Origin of the sequence: Occultella gossypii (assembly GCF_019947135.1) — a bacterium.
GTDB lineage: Bacteria > Actinomycetota > Actinomycetes > Actinomycetales > Beutenbergiaceae > Occultella > Occultella gossypii.
Map to the genome: position 1 here is coordinate 47,759 of NZ_JAGSHT010000014.1, position 15,369 is coordinate 63,127.

Annotated in this window: 16 protein-coding genes; 7 read left to right on the top strand and 9 right to left on the bottom strand. The window is 69.9% G+C overall.

Going from position 1 to position 15,369, the window contains the following annotated elements:
- Window positions 1-3: 3 nt before the first annotated feature.
- Together KCQ71_RS15400 and KCQ71_RS15405 are read right to left on the bottom strand one after the other, a co-directional pair.
- A complete protein-coding gene (locus KCQ71_RS15400; RefSeq protein WP_223407442.1) occupies window positions 4-1,230 on the bottom strand; it encodes a TadA family conjugal transfer-associated ATPase in 1,227 nt (408 codons plus the stop codon).
- A gap of 105 nt (window positions 1,231-1,335) precedes the next feature.
- Complete coding sequence (locus KCQ71_RS15405) at window positions 1,336-1,665, bottom strand: nuclear transport factor 2 family protein (RefSeq protein WP_223407444.1); 330 nt, start codon at window positions 1,663-1,665, stop codon at window positions 1,336-1,338.
- A 212-nt stretch (window positions 1,666-1,877) separates the two neighbouring features.
- Between KCQ71_RS15405 and KCQ71_RS15410 the strand changes: the two genes are divergently transcribed.
- Genes KCQ71_RS15410 through KCQ71_RS15425 form a run of 4 tightly spaced genes read left to right on the top strand, consistent with a single transcriptional unit; the run spans window position 1,878 to window position 6,406 of the window.
- The gene (locus tag KCQ71_RS15410; RefSeq protein WP_372454047.1) at window positions 1,878-3,272 is read left to right on the top strand and encodes an extracellular solute-binding protein; all 1,395 of its coding nucleotides are present in this window, start codon (window positions 1,878-1,880) and stop codon (window positions 3,270-3,272) included.
- Window positions 3,269-4,213: a carbohydrate ABC transporter permease gene (locus tag KCQ71_RS15415; protein ID WP_223407448.1), complete on the top strand. Its 945-nt coding sequence runs from the start codon at window positions 3,269-3,271 to the stop codon at window positions 4,211-4,213. The genes KCQ71_RS15410 and KCQ71_RS15415 overlap by 4 nt, the downstream gene beginning before the upstream one ends.
- Window positions 4,214-4,223: 10 nt before the next feature.
- A complete protein-coding gene (locus KCQ71_RS15420; protein WP_223407450.1) occupies window positions 4,224-5,114 on the top strand; it encodes a carbohydrate ABC transporter permease in 891 nt (296 codons plus the stop codon).
- Window positions 5,111-6,406 carry a glycoside hydrolase family 32 protein gene (locus KCQ71_RS15425; protein WP_223407452.1) on the top strand — a complete coding sequence of 432 codons (1,296 nt, stop codon included), beginning with the start codon at window positions 5,111-5,113 and terminating at the stop codon, window positions 6,404-6,406. The genes KCQ71_RS15420 and KCQ71_RS15425 overlap by 4 nt, the downstream gene beginning before the upstream one ends.
- Window positions 6,407-6,408: 2 nt before the next feature.
- On the opposite strand, the gene KCQ71_RS15430 is transcribed toward KCQ71_RS15425, so the two are convergent.
- Window positions 6,409-7,212 carry an alpha/beta fold hydrolase gene (locus KCQ71_RS15430; protein ID WP_223407453.1) on the bottom strand — a complete coding sequence of 268 codons (804 nt, stop codon included), beginning with the start codon at window positions 7,210-7,212 and terminating at the stop codon, window positions 6,409-6,411.
- A gap of 73 nt (window positions 7,213-7,285) precedes the next feature.
- On the opposite strand from KCQ71_RS15430, the gene KCQ71_RS15435 reads away from it, so the two are divergent.
- Entirely contained in the window at window positions 7,286-7,933 is a 648-nt protein-coding gene (locus KCQ71_RS15435) for a winged helix-turn-helix transcriptional regulator (RefSeq protein WP_223407455.1), read from the top strand.
- 78 nt (window positions 7,934-8,011) lie between these two features.
- On the opposite strand, the gene KCQ71_RS15440 is transcribed toward KCQ71_RS15435, so the two are convergent.
- The 6 genes from KCQ71_RS15440 to KCQ71_RS15465 all read right to left on the bottom strand — a co-directional run bounded on the left by KCQ71_RS15440 (window position 8,012) and on the right by KCQ71_RS15465 (window position 14,082).
- Window positions 8,012-9,043 carry a LacI family DNA-binding transcriptional regulator gene (locus KCQ71_RS15440; RefSeq protein ID WP_223407457.1) on the bottom strand — a complete coding sequence of 344 codons (1,032 nt, stop codon included), beginning with the start codon at window positions 9,041-9,043 and terminating at the stop codon, window positions 8,012-8,014.
- 60 nt (window positions 9,044-9,103) lie between these two features.
- Window positions 9,104-10,012: an SH3 domain-containing protein gene (locus KCQ71_RS15445; protein ID WP_223407459.1), complete on the bottom strand. Its 909-nt coding sequence runs from the start codon at window positions 10,010-10,012 to the stop codon at window positions 9,104-9,106.
- A 249-nt stretch (window positions 10,013-10,261) separates the two neighbouring features.
- Window positions 10,262-11,152: a carbohydrate ABC transporter permease gene (locus tag KCQ71_RS15450; RefSeq protein ID WP_223407461.1), complete on the bottom strand. Its 891-nt coding sequence runs from the start codon at window positions 11,150-11,152 to the stop codon at window positions 10,262-10,264.
- On the bottom strand, window positions 11,149-12,003 hold the full coding sequence (locus KCQ71_RS15455; protein ID WP_223407590.1) for a carbohydrate ABC transporter permease: 855 nt from the start codon (window positions 12,001-12,003) through the stop codon (window positions 11,149-11,151). Before KCQ71_RS15455 ends, KCQ71_RS15450 begins: the two co-directional genes overlap by 4 nt.
- Before the next feature lie 144 nt (window positions 12,004-12,147).
- Window positions 12,148-13,422: an ABC transporter substrate-binding protein gene (locus KCQ71_RS15460; protein WP_223407463.1), complete on the bottom strand. Its 1,275-nt coding sequence runs from the start codon at window positions 13,420-13,422 to the stop codon at window positions 12,148-12,150.
- A 180-nt stretch (window positions 13,423-13,602) separates the two neighbouring features.
- On the bottom strand, window positions 13,603-14,082 hold the full coding sequence (locus KCQ71_RS15465) for an SRPBCC family protein (protein WP_223407465.1): 480 nt from the start codon (window positions 14,080-14,082) through the stop codon (window positions 13,603-13,605).
- A gap of 96 nt (window positions 14,083-14,178) precedes the next feature.
- Here KCQ71_RS15465 and KCQ71_RS15470 point away from each other — a divergent pair, with 96 nt between their 5' ends.
- Window positions 14,179-14,466: a hypothetical protein gene (locus KCQ71_RS15470; protein ID WP_223407466.1), complete on the top strand. Its 288-nt coding sequence runs from the start codon at window positions 14,179-14,181 to the stop codon at window positions 14,464-14,466.
- Window positions 14,467-14,588: 122 nt separating this feature from the next.
- Complete coding sequence (locus KCQ71_RS15475; protein ID WP_223407468.1) at window positions 14,589-15,356, top strand: SOS response-associated peptidase; 768 nt, start codon at window positions 14,589-14,591, stop codon at window positions 15,354-15,356.
- Window positions 15,357-15,369 lie beyond the last annotated feature (13 nt).

Genomic DNA, 15,369 nt, shown 5'->3' on the forward strand with positions numbered 1-15,369 from the left:
CCCTCAGCCCGCCGCCAGGAGTTCCCGCAGCCGGAATCCGGCCCGAGTGAATCGCTCCTCATGGGGCGGAAAGCCACCGGCCCTGGTGAGGTGGGTCTCGCGTCGCTCGAACAGCGGAGCGATCTCGATGACACCGTCCTCCGCCCGGCCGGACAGGCCGACGACCTCCTGAACCCGACGGTGTCCCTGGGAGTCGAGGTCGAGGTGCACGACCAGGTCGACAGCGGCAGCCACGGTGGGCACCACGAAGCGGTCGGATACGTTCTCCCCGGCCAGCAACGGCAGGGTCGTCATCTTGACGACCGCCTCCCGCGCCGAGTTCGCGTGGATCGTGCACATTCCCGGGATCCCGGCGTTGAGTGCGATGAGCAGGTCGAGAGCCTCCGCCTCGCGCACCTCGCCGATGATCAGCCGGTCGGGACGCATCCGGAGCGCCTCCTTCACCAGGCGTCGCAGCGGGATCTCCCCCGTGCCCTCGAGGTTCGCCTGGCGGCACTGCATGGCGACCACGTCCCTGGCCGCGAGCTGGAGTTCGAAAACCTCTTCGCAGGTGATGACGTGCTCGTTCGAGGGGATCGCACCGGCGAGCGCGTTCACCATGGTCGTCTTGCCCGCCTGCGTGGCCCCGGACACCAGGATGTTCAGGCCTGACACCACGGCGGCCTCCAGGAAGGCCGCCGCCTCCGCGGTGAGCGAGCCGAGCGCCACGAGGTCTGCGACCCGCTTGGCCCGCACCACGTACTTGCGGATATTGATCGCCCAGTGCCGACGGGTGACATCAGGGATCACTGCGTGCAGTCGCTCCCCGCCGGGCAGCGATGCGTCCACGAAGGGATTGCTCAGATCCAGGCGGCGCCCCGAGGACCTCAGCATCCGCTCCACGAGGTCCCGGATCGCGATCTCCGTGAGGATCGTGTTGGTCAGTTCCGCGCGACCACTCCGGGCGACGAAGACCTTGCCCGGCTCGTTGATCCAGACCTCTTCGATCTCCGGGTCCTCGAGGTACTGCTGCAACGGGCCCAGACCGCTGATGACGTCGTGCAGGCTCTTGGTGGTCAGATCGAGATCGTCGAGGCGCGGCACCAGGCCGAGCAGCGAGCGCTCCTCATAGTCCGCGACGGCCGCCGCGATCAGTCCCCGCACACCCGCGTCGTCACGCTCGGGGTCCAGACCCCGACGGCGGATGAGTTCGCGCACCTCCTCCTCGAGGAGTGCCACCCCTTCGCCCATCGGGTCCCCCATTGCCCCCGGCACCGCGCCATCGCCACACAGTGAAGTGCGTCACAACCTAGCCGAAGCGCCACGCCCTGAGAAGGCCTGTGGATAACAGCCGCGCTATGAGACCACCAGGGATGAGATGTGGTCGTCGCGCAGGGTGAAGGTCATCGTGCCGGTGCCGTTGAACCCGTTCCCGGAGACCTGGACCGTTCCGACGTAACTGTCGGTTCCGGAACCCGCCGTCAGGGTGACGAGCTCGATGTGGCTCTGGACGCCGGTGTTGTCCGTCCGGTCCCAGTCGCGGACCCCATCGTGACCGTGGAAGCTACGCCCCCAGTCCTCGAGGTATGCGTCCTGCGTGAAGGCTGCGACGAAGGCATCGGAGTCACCTCTGGCGGTGGCGTCAAGGAACATCTCGATCGGCCGTGGTGTGTCGATGCTGGTCATGGTTGACCTCCTTGCGCATGAGTATGCCGAGCCGTCACCGCATCCGGGAAGAGGTTCTGGAGCGCCGTGGGCCCCGGTCGTGTGGTGGTTCGACCCTGGTCGCGGAACGAACACGCCAGCCGTCGGGTCACCTCTTGACGGCGACCCCGGTTGGGGTGCAGTCTACCTGTCACGTGTTAGGTGACACGTGACAGGTAAAGGAAGTAGCAATGATGCACAGACAACCTGAGATCACTCGGCGCGTGGCGCTCGGCGCCCTCGGCGTGGCCGGCGCCGCCACCGTGGGGCTGTCCTGGCCCCGCCTGACCGCAAGCGACATCCCCGGGCGCGGCGAGGACGTGCTGACCGTCGCGATCCTTGGCACGTCCCAGGACGCCGCGGCCCGGCAGAGCCTGGTGGACGCGTTCACCGAGGCCCACCCGGACATCCGGGTGCGGATCCAGGCCATCCAGGGCAACGACTGGGGTGACTTCTTCTCGAAGATCCTCACGATGATCGCGGCCGGGACTCCCCCGGACGTGGTGAACGTGGCCACCGAGGGCACCCAGCTGTTCGCCTCCCGGATGGCCGAGCCGCTGGACTCCTACGTCCTGCGCGACGCCGCCGACCTGCAGGAGTACTTCGACGACGTCCACCCCACCCTGCTCGAGGCGTTCATGTACGAGGGCAGCCTGTTCCAGCTGCCCACCGACTTCAACGCCGCGAACATGTACCTCAACACCGACGCGCTGAACTCCGCCGGCCTGGAACGACCACCGGACGACTGGACCAAGGACGACTTCACCGACCTCCTACGCGCGATGCGCACCACGAACGCCGACGACTTCGTGCCCTACTTCTGGACGAACCGGCTGTTCGGCGGCCTCGTCCCCTGGCTCTACGTCAACGACACCAGCTTCCTCACCGAGACGAAGGCCCCGGGCGGCAACTGGTTCTGGGACCGCTTCTACCCCGGCGAGCAACGCAGCGGCGGCTACCGGTGGCTGGAGTCCAACGCGGAGGACCCGCTCGTGGCCGAATCGGTCGAGTACCTGCGTGAACTCGTTGCGGAGGGCCTCGGCACCCGCCCGGAGGAGGGCGGTGGCGGCGCCCTGGTCGGGCTGTTCGCATCGGGGCGTATCGGCACCACGCCCGCCGGTGGGTACTGGGCGCAGGGCCTGCACGAGGCCGGCATGGACGCCGACGGCTTCGACGTCCAGTTCTTCCCGCGCTGGCGCACCCAGCGCCACCAGTTCGGTGCGGCCGGGTACGCGATCATGGCCACCTCCGAGCGCAAGGACGCCGCGTGGGAGTGGGTCAAGTTCTCCGCCACGAAGCCCGCCATGGAACTCGCCTACCCGCGCCCGACGACGACGCCCACCCGCCGCTCCATGGTGAACGAGGCGTTCTACGCCGACACCGGCCCGCGGAGCTGGCAGGTCTTCTACGACACGCTCGACACCTTCCCGACCACCGGCCCGATCCCGGCGCCACCGCAGCAGGCAGCCGTCGAGACGGCGCTCATCAAGAACGTGTCGGCTGCCGTCAGCGGCAGCGCGGCCGGCGTGCCGGGCGCACTGGCAGCCCTGGACCGCGATCTCACCCAGGCCCTGAGGAGGGTGTCATGACCGCCGCCGCCCTACCCACCGCACGCGCCGCCGTCGACCGGGGTTCCGGCCCCCGCAGCCAGGGTCCGGCCTGGCGCCGCCGCGTCGTGGTGCTGACGTTCCTGGCCCCCACCATCATCGGAATCGGGATCTTCACGCTCGGCCCGATCGTGGCCTCGATCCTCCTCGCGTTCTTCCGCTGGGACATCATCACCGACCCCGAGTTCGTGGGGCTGACGAACTTCGTCGACGTCGTCGCCGACCCGACCGTGCGGGTCTCCTTCATCAACACGCTCGTATTCGTGGTGGTCGCCGTGACGCTGCAGATCGCCGTGTCCCTGGCCCTGGCCGTCCTCATCTCACAGCGGATGCCCACCTGGGCGCGCACGTTCTTCCGCTCGGTGTTCTTCTTCCCGCTGATCCTGTCCGCGGCGAGCGTCTCGATCATCATGAGGTACCTGTTCAACGAGGAGTTCGGCGTCGTGAACTGGCTGCTCTCGCTCGTCGGGATCGGCGGCGTTCCATGGCTCACGTCCCCGACGGCGTCCGCGGTCGTGATCGTGCTCGTGTACGTCTGGCAGCAGTTCGGCTTCACGTTCCTGCTGTTCGTGGGCGGCCTCGCGTCGATCCCCACCGAGGTCTACGAGGCCAGTTCCATCGACGGCGCAACCGGCTGGCGGCAGCTGCGCTCGATCACGCTGCCGCTGCTGTCCCCCACGATGCTGGTGGCCTGCGTGATGGCCGTGATCTCCGCGCTGCAGATCTTCGACCAGCCCTACGTGCTCACCCGCGGCGGCCCCGGGGACGCCACCCGTACCGCGGTGATGGTCATCTACGAGTCCGCGTTCCGTCAGCTCGAGTTCGGCCGCGCCAGCGCGATCGGCGTCGTCCTGATGCTCCTGATCATGGGCGTCACCGCGCTCCAGTTCCGCCTGTCCCGCCGCTTCGTCTTCTACCAGTGAGGCCTCGACGATGACCACCGCAACCGTCACCCCGCCCGCGCCAACCACCCGCGCAGCCCCGCCGCGGCGAAGCAGCAGAGCCGTACCCACGCCGTCGACCGTGGCCCGGACCGCGTTCCTCGTGGTCGCCGCAGCGCTCACGCTCGGCCCGGTGATCTGGACCGTCTCGACGTCGCTGCGCAGCCCTGCCGAGTCCTTCACCCTGCCGCCCCAGCTCATCCCGACCGACCCGGACCTGACCCCCTACATCCAGGTGTTCGCCCAGATCAACATGGGCCTGCTGACCCTGAACTCCGCGCTGGTCACCGGCTTCATCGCGGTTGGGCAGATGCTCACCGCGGCCCTGGCCGGGTACGCGTTCGCCCGCCTGGAGTTCCGTGGCCGGAGCCTGTGGTTCTCGCTCGTGCTGGCCACGATGATGGTCCCGGTCCAGGTCACGATCGTGCCGGTGTTCATGATCATCCGCGGCATGGGACTGTCCGACACGCTCCTCGCGCTGATCCTGCCGGCCATCCCGACGGCGTTCGGCACGTTCCTGATGCGCCAGTACTTCCTCGGCCTGCCGGTCGAACTCGGCGAGGCGGCCTCGATCGACGGCGCCGGGCCGTGGCGCACGTTCGCCTCGATCTACGCGCCGCTCGCCCTGCCAGGTCTGGCCATCATCGGCATCCTCGCGTTCAACTTCCACTGGAACGAGTTCTTCCGCCCCCTCATCCTCACCATCAGCGAGCAGAACTTCACGCTGCCCCTGGGGCTCGTGTCCCTGCAGGGCAACATGGGCACCGGGTCCATCTCGGTGGTGCTCGCCGGCGTGGTGCTGTCCATGATCCCCGCCCTCGTCGTATTCCTGTTCGGGCAGCGCCCGTTACGCGAGGGCCTGACCGCCGGAGTATCCAAGTGACCGACACCTCCACCACGCTCGACCCGTTCCCGCACCTGCACATCCGCCCGCCGCAGGGCTGGGTGAACGACCCGAACGGGATCGGCCACTGGGACGGACGCTGGCACGTCTTCTACCAGCACAACCCGGACGCCCCGGTGCACGCGGACATCCACTGGGGCCACTCGTCCTCGGCGGACCTGCTCACCTGGCGCGACGAGCCGGTGGCGCTCGCCCCCCGGCCGGGCTCCATCGACGCGGCCGGCGTGTGGAGCGGTGTCGCCGCGATGGACGACGGCGAACCGGTCCTCGTGTACACGGCGGTGCCCGATGTCGCGGCGAACGCCGGCGTCGCCCTGGCGCGGCGGGACGCGGACGGCGCCTGGGTGCCGGGCACGGAGATGGCCGCGCCGGCACCGGGCGGGGACCTGCGGGAGATCCGCGACCCGTTCGTGTTCACCGCCGGCGGTGCCCGGTACGGCCTCATGGGTGGCGGGCGCGCCGACGGCACCCCCGCGGTGCTGGTGTACGCGGCGGACGACCTGGACCGCTGGGAACTGCTCGGGGACCTGCTCGACTCCTCCGACGACATCGCTGCCGCAGTGGCGCCAGGCAAGATCTGGGAGTGCCCACAGCTGGTGCGACTGCCCGACGGCGCAGGCCGGCTCCGGTGGGTCCTGATCGTTTCGCTCTGGGACGACTCGGGCGAGCGTCACCTGCAGGGCGTGGCAGCCCTCGTGGGCGACCTCGACCTCAGCGGGTCGCACCCGGTGTTCCACCCGGAGGCCGGGCAGCGCCTGGACACCGGCCCCGACTTCTACGCGCCGCAAGCGGTGGCCTGCCCGGACCGGGTGCTGCTGTGGGGGTGGACCTGGGAATCGCACACACGGTCGGCCGAGCAGGTCGCCGGCGCCGGGTGGGCCGGAGCCCTGACATTCCCGCGCGAGCTCACCCTCGACGGCGACCGGGTCATCTCCGGGACCGCCCGCGAACTGACCGGCCTGCGCCGGGCGGAGGTGCCGGTGAGCGGAGCCGGCGCGGGCCGCGCAGGCGCAGTTGAGGTGTCGGTGCCGGCCTGGGAGGCCGCGACCGGCGGCCGCCTCGTGGTCGGGTTGCGTGGTCCGGACGGCGAGCGTGAAGTCTGGCGCACACCCGCCGGCGCGGCGGACAGTCGCGTGCTCGTGGACGGTTCGGTCGTCGAGGCCTTCGCCGGCGGGTTGGCGCACACCGTTCGGGTCTACCCGGGTCCGAGCGAGCACTGGGTGCTGCGCGCAGATCTCGGGCTGAGCGTGTGGGAACTGGGCCGGCCGTAGCCTCAGTCGTTGTAGAAGTCAGTCAGGATCGGGCCGAGCAGCGCCGGCTCGGCAACATGACCCGCCACTGTGACGGTGGCTCGCCGGCCGCTGGGCAACAAGGCGGCAGCCGCGTCGGCCGCCCGACCGAAGAAGTCGAACGGGAGTCCGGCGGAATGCGGATCGATCGTGGCTCCGGTGCTCAACAGGACGGGCTGCTGCACCGCGGCCAGGAGCTCCGGGGGTGGCGGGCCGGCACCGATGCAGGCTGCGTCGTATCGCAAGGTCGGCGCGAGCGCGGTCAGACCCGGCCACACGGGTGCGGCCTCTGCGGCTGCGATGTCATCCTCCGACGAACCTGCCAGCCGCATGAACAGCCGCAACGCTTCCGGCCGGTCGCCGGCATCGAGGGCCGCGTCCAGGTCCCTGGTGTAGGCCTGCCAGGCCGCGATCATGTCCTCGCCCAGCACGTATGGCACCTCGTGCGTGGCGATCCGGTCGATGGGTAGACCGGCGGCGGCTGCCCGCAGTGCCAGTGCTCCGCCGGATGACGCGCCGAACAGATGGGCACGACCACCGGTCTCGTCGATGACTGCCGCGAGATCGTCGACCTCTCGCTGCACCGAGTACGGCTGGGTATCACCGCTGTCAGCCCGGCCGCGCCTTCGGTAGGTCACCACCCTGAATGCGCCGGCCAACCACCGGCCGATCGGGAGGTTCTCGGATCCGTCGTCGAGCCCGCCGCTGATCAGCACCACCGTGGGCCCGTTGTCGCTGAGCACGTCGAAGCCGATCGACGTGCCATCGGTAGCAGTGACGCGTGACATGGCTGCCTCCCGCATTGGAGCGTTTGGTCCTAGACTAGGACTGAAACTCCTTCAAAGGAAGTGTTGGGACCACATGCGTAGTTACCAGGACCTCTGCGGCATCGCCCGCGCGCTGGACGTCGTCGGCGAGCGTTGGGCCCTCCTCGTGGTCCGGGAACTGCTGTTCGGGCCGAAGCGGTTCGCCGATCTACACCGCGGCCTGCCCGGCATGAGCCCGAACGTCCTCACCCAGCGCCTGCGCCAGCTCGAACAGTCCGGCATCCTGACCCGACGACGCGCGCTCCAGTCTGCCACCGGGCTGGTCTATGAGCTGACCGACCGGGGCCGAGCACTCGAGCCGGCCCTGCTCGCGCTCGGGCGCTGGGGAAGTTCACTGGCCCCCGGCCCCGGCTCGGCCACAGTGCTCAGCCCCGACGCGCTGATGGTCGCGTTGCGGACCACGTTCGAACCGGCGCTTGCCGCGGACCTGCAGGGCATCGTTCAGGTCAGGCTGCCGGCCGACGCCTTCGTGCTCACCGTGCGCGGCGGGCTCCTCGACGTGGTCCGAGGCGAGGCCGCCGCCGGCGCCGTCCTCACCTGTTCCGTTCGAACGGTCCAGGACCTGGCGTTCGACGGACATGCCGTCGAGGCCGCCGTTCGAACCGGCGAGGCCGTCGTCGACGGCGACCGGGTCCTTCTCGAACACCTCTTCCGCGCGTTCGACGACCACCGGGTCCGCTAGGGGCGGGGCCCGATCTCATCCCCCGTGGACAGTCCCCTGCCGGTGATCGCCTGGCGATCCGGGCGGTGGTCGTCGAACTCAGCGTCCGGGAGCCAGGTCGACCGAACCTCTGACCACCAACTCACACGCCACCAGGACGTCCTGCTCGGGCAGGGGTTCGCCGTCGAGCACCGCGTTCAGCAGGATCTCCATGGCGAGTTCCCCGATCCGCCGGTGCGGCAGGTCGATCGTGGTCAGCGGGGGGGACATCTGCGCGGCCACGTCGGACTCGTCGTCGTAGCCGATCACGGAAACGTCCCGCGGCACCTGCAGCCCGAGCCGCGCGGCGGCGAGCACCACGCCGACCGCCACCCGGTCGCGGGCGCACACGAACGCCGTCGGGCGCTGCGCGGCGGGGACGTCCAGCAGCGCCGCCGCGTGCCGGGCGCCGGTCTCGATGCTCCACCCGGCATCGATCACTCGGGCCTCGGCACCAACCTCCCGGGCCGCCCGTTCGAAGCCGCGACGGCGACGCTCGGTCGCCGGGATGTAGTCGCGCTCACCCTCATCCCGTCCGGCGAGCATGACCACCCGCCGGTGGCCCTGGTCGAAGACCGCTCGTGCGGCGCGGTAACCACCCTCGAGTTCGTCGGCGATCACCCCGGCCGGACCACCCGCCGCGAAGCAGTTGGCCAGTACCGTGGGAAGTTCGACCATCGACGGGTCGGGCACGACCTCCCGCATGGACATCGCAGCGTGCACGAACGCATCGACCTGGCGCCCGCGCAGGGCCTGCACCATCTGATGTTCGCGCGCCTCGTCGAGGCCGTAGTCGGCCACGATGGTCAGGTAGCCGCGAGCGAACGCCGCCTCGCGGGCCCCCTGCAACAGTTGGCCGGCGAACGGGCTGGTGGTGATCTCGTCGGTGACGATCCCGATCGTGGACGTCGACCGGCGCCTCAGGTTCACCGCGGAGGCGTTCGGCCGGTATCCGAGCTCGGCCGCGGCCGCATGGATCCTGGCCTGGTTCGCCGCGGAGATACTGCCCTCGCCGCGCCCGTTGAGCACCAGGGAGACGGCGGTCCTGGAGACCCCCGCCCGCCGTGCCACGTCCGCACTGGTGACCGTCAACGCCGCGCTCCTAACTCGTGTCAGGTCACCATGGTAGCCAGGACACTGCGGTGACACGCCTCAGGACGTGCTGACGTGCACGTGGTCGTAATGGTTGGCCGTGGCGCTGCCGCGGTCTGCCATGTACGTCCAGGCCCCGGCGGCGTCGCCGGCCATCCACATCTGCTGCTCGAAGATCAGGTAGGTGATGCCGAGCTCGCCCGCGTGCGCCTGCAGGTACCGCGCGATCTCCCACCCGGACGCGCCGGTGACCATGATGTCGAGGGCGTGCCCGGAGCCGTGGTCGCCACCGTCGCCGGCGCGGTAGCCGCCGTAGGCGGAGGCGACGCCCGGGAACACGGCACACACGGCCCGATAGGCCGCCGCAGCGTTCGCAGCCAGCGAGGACTCGATCTCCGCGCTGGTGGCGCATGCCGCGCTGGAGACACCCTGGTCCTCGGGCTCCGTCGCGATCGGTTCCTCGGCGGCGAGGTAGCTCGAGTTCACCCAGGCCACGCGCTCGTCCCAGATCACCTGCGTCCACCCGTCGGCACTCTCGCCGGTCACGTCGACCTGGTCCGCCCACGCGAGCGTGGTCAGCCTCTCGTCGTCCGCGGACGGTCCCGAGCGCACGTTGACGGCGGAGGTCACCCACAGCTGGCCCGTCACCGCGGGCACGGGTTCGGGTTCGGGCGCGCTCGGTGCGGCGGCCGCGGTCGGCGTGGGCGTGTCGACCGGCTCCCGTGCCTCGGACCGCTGGGCGACCTCCTCGGCGCGCTCGTCGAGAGCTGCGGCAGCGGCATCGGTGGCCTCGAACGGGACGGGAAGCTCCGCCGTCGATCTGGTCGCGGGGTTCGGGCCGACCGGAACCGCGGCCGCCAGGCTCGCGAGCGCGAGCGCGCCCACAGTGGCGGCGCCGAGTATCCGGGACAACGGCGTGCGCCGGGTCTCGGCGGCACGGTGACGGCCTACTGGCACGAAGTTCCTCACGATCGATCGGTAACGGAGCCGAGCCATCGTAACCAAATCGTTATCAGATGTCAGATCACGTGAGGTGGGTCACGAGCCCCCGGCACCTGAGCGCTCGATGGCCAGGGTCCGCTCCAATCCTCGCACCAGCAGAGCGTCCCCCGCCGTCGAACGTGAGGTTGTTGGCTCCGAACTCACCGGAGACGCCAACGATGTCGCGTTCGGCGACGACGATCAGGCGGGCCATCGGGGCGCACCCCGCGGCAGTCCCTAGCCCTTCACCGACCCGGACATCAAGCCACCCACGAAGTACTTCCCGAGGATGATGTAGACCAGCAGCGTCGGCAGCGACGCGAACAACGCCCCGGCCATGGACACCCCGTAGTTCTGCAGCTGGGCGCCGTTGGCGAGGTTGTTCAGCGCCACCGTGACCGGGCCGGTGTTCGGGGTGGAGAAGAACACCGCGAACAGGAAGTCGTTCCAGGCCGACGTGAACTGCCAGATCAGCACCACCACGAAGCTCGGGATGGAGATCGGCAGCACCACCCACGCGTAGGTGCGCAGCATGCCGGCGCCGTCCATCCGGGCCGCCTCGATCAGCTCGTGCGGCACGGACTCGTAGTAGTTGCGGAAGATCAGGGTCGTGATCGGGATGCCGTAGATCACGTGCAGCAGGATCAGAGTCGGCACGCCGTTCGGCAGTCCGATGTCCAGCACGATCTGGTTCAGCGGGATCATCACCGCCTGGTACGGGATGAACATCCCGAACAGGATCAGGGTGAACACCACGTTCGCCCCGCGGAAGGACCAGCGGGACAGCACGAACCCGTTCATCGAGCCCAGGAACGCCGAGATGATCGACGCCGGGATCACCATCTGCAGGGTGCGCCCGATCGCCGGAGCGAGGGTGTCCCAGGCGGTGATCCAGTTGTCGGCGATCCACAGCTGGGGCAACGCCCAGGCCCTCGTCGGCGTCGCGTCTCCGGGGCCCTTGAAGCTCGTCACGAGCAGCACGTAGACCGGGATCAGCACGATCACGAGCGAGAACAGCAGAATCGCGTAGCGGACGGTGCGAGCGGCCGAGAACCGGCCCTTGGGCCTCCGGGGCGCCGGAGCGAGCTCGCCGACGCCGGGGGCGGCGGGCGTGGTGGTCGCGGTCATCGTCCGCTCACCTCCTTCCGGTTGGTGTAGATCAGGTACGGGATCACGAGCACCGCCACGATGATGAGCAGGATCGCGCCGACCGCCGCGGAGTTCGCGTAGTCGAAGCTCGACTTGAACACGTACATGTCCACCGCGGGCACCTTGGTCTGGTAGTTCGACGGCTTCGAGATGGACATGATCAGGTCGAACGCCTTCAGCGACATGTGGCCGATGATGATCAGGGCGGACAGGGCCACCGGCGAGAGCTGCGGAAAGATCACGTGCCGGTACACCTGCCACTCGCTGGCGCCGTCCATCCGCCCGGCCTCACGCAGTTCCACCGGCACGCCCCGGAACCCGGCCAGGAACAGGGCCATGACGTAGCCGGACAGCTGCCAGATCGCCGGCAGCGCGATCGCCGCGATGCCCCAGGTGATGTTGTTCCACCAGGGGTTCTGCAGGAAGTCCAGGCCGACCATCTGGAACAGCCGGTTCAGCCCGAGCGCCTGCTCCCCCTCGTTGGAGTTCAGCAGCCACCGCCACACCACGCCGGAGGCGATGAAGGACACCGCCATCGGGAACAGGTACACCGACCGGAAGATCCCCTCGCCGCGCATCGGCCGCTCCAGCAGCCACGCCCACATGAACCCGATGACCATGGTGCCCACCAGGAACACGACGGTGTACAGGAGCAGGTTCTTCAGGGAGTGCTGGAACGCGTCCGACGCGAGCAGGTCGAGGTAGTTGCCGATGCCGACGAACACCGTCGGCTGGACGCCGGTCGCCTGAGCGGCGGTGTGGTTGTCGGTGGCCGAGGTCGCGAAGTTCGCGACGATCAGGCCGTAGACGAACACGGCCATGAGGATCATGGACGGGGTCAGCAGCAGGACCGGCGGTCCCCACCGTTTGATGGTCTTCACGGATCTCCCCTTCGACGGCAGTCATGGGCGCGCACATGGCGTGGGCGTGGGTGCGTGCCCGGGCACCTGGGCGCCCGGGCACGCACCCAGGCATCAGCCGACGGCGGCCGCCAGCTCCTGCTGGTAGGTCGCCAGGTCCGAGCCACCGGTGGTGAACTTGCTGGTGGCGTCCGAAACGGCGTTCAGTACTGCGATCGGGGACGCGGCCCCGTGGGCCAGCGAGGGCACGATCGCGTCGTTCGCGTAGGACTCGATCGCGGACTGCTGGTACTCGGAGAAGTCCGCCGGGTCCGCGTCGGTCCGGGCCGGGATGGAGCCCTTCGCCTGGTTGAACGCGACCTGGCCCTCGAGCGAGCCGACCGTCTCCAGCCACGCCGTCGCGCCGTCGGGGTTCGGCGCCCCGACCGGGAGGGTGAAGGAGTCGGCGAGGAAGCCGAACTGCCCGTCGCTGCCCGGGACCGGGAAGTCCACGAAGCCGGCGCCTCGCTCGACGCCCTGCTCCTCGAAGGCGGCGACCGCCCAGTCGCCCATGACGTTGTACGCGGCGGTTCCGTCGATCACCATCTGGGTGGCCTCCGGCCAGTCGAGGCCGTCCCGGTCGGTGTTCGTGAAGCTCATCAGCGTCTCGAAGTGCTCGAGCGCACCGGTGACCTCCGCACCCGTCCAGTCCGTCTCGCCGTTCCACAGGCCGATATAGGCCTCCGCGCCGAGGTCAGCCATGAGGACCGTCTCGAGCAGGTGCACCTGGGTCCACGTGGTCGCCACCGAGAGCGCCGTGACGCCGGTGGCCTGCACTGTCTCGAGGTCGGCGATCCAGGCGTCGATGTCCGCGGGCACCGCCGCCGGGTCGATCCCGGCGGACTCGAGCACGGTGGGGTTCGCCCAGACCACGTTCGAGCGGTGGATGTTGGAGGGCACCGAGTAGATGTTCCCGTCCACCGTGAGCAGATCGATCAGATCCTGCGGGAAGGCGTCGGTGAGGCCGAACTCGGTGTACAGGTCGGAGACGTCCTCGAGCTGTCCGGCGGCGATGTAGTCGGTCAGTTCCGCGCCGGCGTGCGCCTGGAACGTGTCCGGCGGGTCGCCCGCCTGCAGGCGGGTCTGGAGCAGGTCCTTCGCGGCCGAACCGGCACCACCGGCAACCGCACCGTTGACGAACGTGAAGTCCGGGTGCTGCTCGGCGAAGACCGCCTCGAGCGCCTCCAGCCCGGTCAGCTCCGAGCCGGCGGCCCACCAGGTGAACACCTCGACGTCGGTGCCGCCGCCACCACCTTCGTCCCCGTCCCCGCCGCCGTCGCCACCGCCGCTGCAGGCGGTCAGGGCGAGGCCAATCGCGGCGGCCGTGGCCACCACACCGATGCGTCGCATACGTCACTCCTTCGTGGTTGGTCCGATTCCGGACGTGTCACCCGCCGCGTGGCGGGGACGTTCCTCATTCTGTTCCCGGCGTGCGTCCGGGGCCTCCAGGGGCACCAAACCGACGCCAAGTTGTGACCTGTTCGTTCGGCGGAATACCGCCACTCAGAGCGCTCTCACGGGGCCGCCGGATCAGGGGCCATCACTATGGACCCGGGCCAGGGCAGAACGCAAACCGCGCTGGCCCGCGGCCATCACGGCGGCGTGCGCGCGAGCGAACGACCGCCCGGCGAGCGGTGACACCAGACGCATCCACCGCCGTCGGGCCCGTACCTGCCACACGATCACCATCACCACCCCCTCGCCGTCGGCTGACAGCGACCAGGCGCCGGCCCCGTCCAGGTCCCCCACCACCCGGGCGCGCGCGAAGGCACCGGGCGAGACGTCGGTGAGCTCCACCCCGAACCGGAGGCGGTAGCCGGTCGGTGCGCGCACGGTCAGCACCGTCCGCTGGCCGAGGCCATCGGCGTCGCCGGGGCGCACGACGGTCGCGGCGACCACGTCCGGCCACCACTGCGGCCACGTCGCGGCGTCCGAGAGCACCCGCCAGACCTGCGCGGGTGTCGCGTCCGCGTGCCACGTGGACGTGAAGGTGAAGACGCCGACCACCACCGCACCCTCCCCACGCCGTCGTGCTGTGCCGGGCCCGTGCCCGATCCGGGACCAGACTGCCGGGCGCGGAGCGTCCCCGCCAACTATCGTGTGGGGATGGCCGATGTCGTCCAGGTGCGCCGCGCGCACCCCTTCGAGACCGTCGTCGCGTCGCTCGGGCTCCTGCTCATGGTCGCGCAGCTCCCGTTCTACGTCGCAGCGGGTGTGGTGGCGCCGACGTGGGGCGCGCTCGTTCTGAGTGTCGCGTGGGTGACGCTGTTCACCCTGGGCCTGCGCTGGTACCGCGACCACCCGTCCTGGGTGCTGCTGGTCCCGGTGCTCGCCGCCGCCGTCTGGATCACGTCGGTGACGGTGGTCGAGCCGTACCTCGGCTGGGGTCCGTGAGCCCGCGCCCGCCCCACGGGTGACCTCGCACCCGGCTCGCTGACCTCGCCGTCGTCGCGTTCGAGGTCGCCGTCGCGGGTGCGCGGTCGGCGGGCGTCGGTGGCCGGTGCCAGAGTAGGGGCATGTGCGGACGCTATGCCTCGTTCCGGGAGGCCCAGGACCTCGCCGATGCCTTCGACGTGGAGGACGTCACCGACGCCGCCGCCGAGGTCGCGGCGAACTACAACGTGGCCCCGACCGATCCGATCCGGATCGTCCTCGATCGCGCCCCGAAGGCGGCGACGGCGGACGTCGAGCAGAGCGCGCCCGGCACCGACGCCGAGTCCTCGGTACGCAGGCAGATGCACCTCGCCCGGTGGGGACTGGTTCCGGCGTGGGCGAAGGACCTGTCGGTCGGAGCACGGATGTTCAATGCGCGCAGCGAGTCGCTCGCCGAGTCCAGCGCCTTCCGCAAGCCGCTGGTGTCCAAGCGGTGCGTGGTGGTGGCGGACGGCTACTACGAGTGGCACAAGACCCCGGTCCCGGGCACGAAGAAGGTGGACCGCACCCCGTTCTACATCCACCCGACCGACGGCTCCCCGGTCGCTTTCGCGGGCCTGTACGCCTGGTGGCCGGACCCGTCCAAGGCGGCCGACGATCCGGACCGGTGGGTCCTGAGCGCCACCATCGTCACCGCCGACGCGCGTGACGGACTCGAGCAGATCCACGACCGTGAGCCCGCGATGCTGACGCCCGAGGGCGTGGCCACCTGGCTCGACCCGAGCGTGACCGATCCCGGCGAGGCGCTCGCCGTTCTCGCCGCCCCCGCGCCGGCGGTGTCCTGGCACGAGGTCGGTGCGCAGGTGGGTTCGGTGCGCAACAACTCCCCCGAACTGATCCAGCCGGTCTGAAACGCGGCACGTC

Coding starts and splice junctions, on each gene's coding strand:
- KCQ71_RS15400 (WP_223407442.1), bottom strand. CDS start 1,230: ATGGGCGAAGGGGTGGCACTCCTCGAGGAGGAGGTGCGCGAACTCATC.
- KCQ71_RS15405 (WP_223407444.1), bottom strand. CDS start 1,665: ATGACCAGCATCGACACACCACGGCCGATCGAGATGTTCCTTGACGCC.
- KCQ71_RS15410 (WP_372454047.1), top strand. CDS start 1,878: ATGCACAGACAACCTGAGATCACTCGGCGCGTGGCGCTCGGCGCCCTC.
- KCQ71_RS15415 (WP_223407448.1), top strand. CDS start 3,269: ATGACCGCCGCCGCCCTACCCACCGCACGCGCCGCCGTCGACCGGGGT.
- KCQ71_RS15420 (WP_223407450.1), top strand. CDS start 4,224: ATGACCACCGCAACCGTCACCCCGCCCGCGCCAACCACCCGCGCAGCC.
- KCQ71_RS15430 (WP_223407453.1), bottom strand. CDS start 7,212: ATGTCACGCGTCACTGCTACCGATGGCACGTCGATCGGCTTCGACGTG.
- KCQ71_RS15435 (WP_223407455.1), top strand. CDS start 7,286: ATGCGTAGTTACCAGGACCTCTGCGGCATCGCCCGCGCGCTGGACGTC.
- KCQ71_RS15450 (WP_223407461.1), bottom strand. CDS start 11,152: ATGACCGCGACCACCACGCCCGCCGCCCCCGGCGTCGGCGAGCTCGCT.
- KCQ71_RS15455 (WP_223407590.1), bottom strand. CDS start 12,003: ATGATCCTCATGGCCGTGTTCGTCTACGGCCTGATCGTCGCGAACTTC.
- KCQ71_RS15460 (WP_223407463.1), bottom strand. CDS start 13,422: ATGCGACGCATCGGTGTGGTGGCCACGGCCGCCGCGATTGGCCTCGCC.
- KCQ71_RS15470 (WP_223407466.1), top strand. CDS start 14,179: ATGGCCGATGTCGTCCAGGTGCGCCGCGCGCACCCCTTCGAGACCGTC.
- KCQ71_RS15475 (WP_223407468.1), top strand. CDS start 14,589: ATGTGCGGACGCTATGCCTCGTTCCGGGAGGCCCAGGACCTCGCCGAT.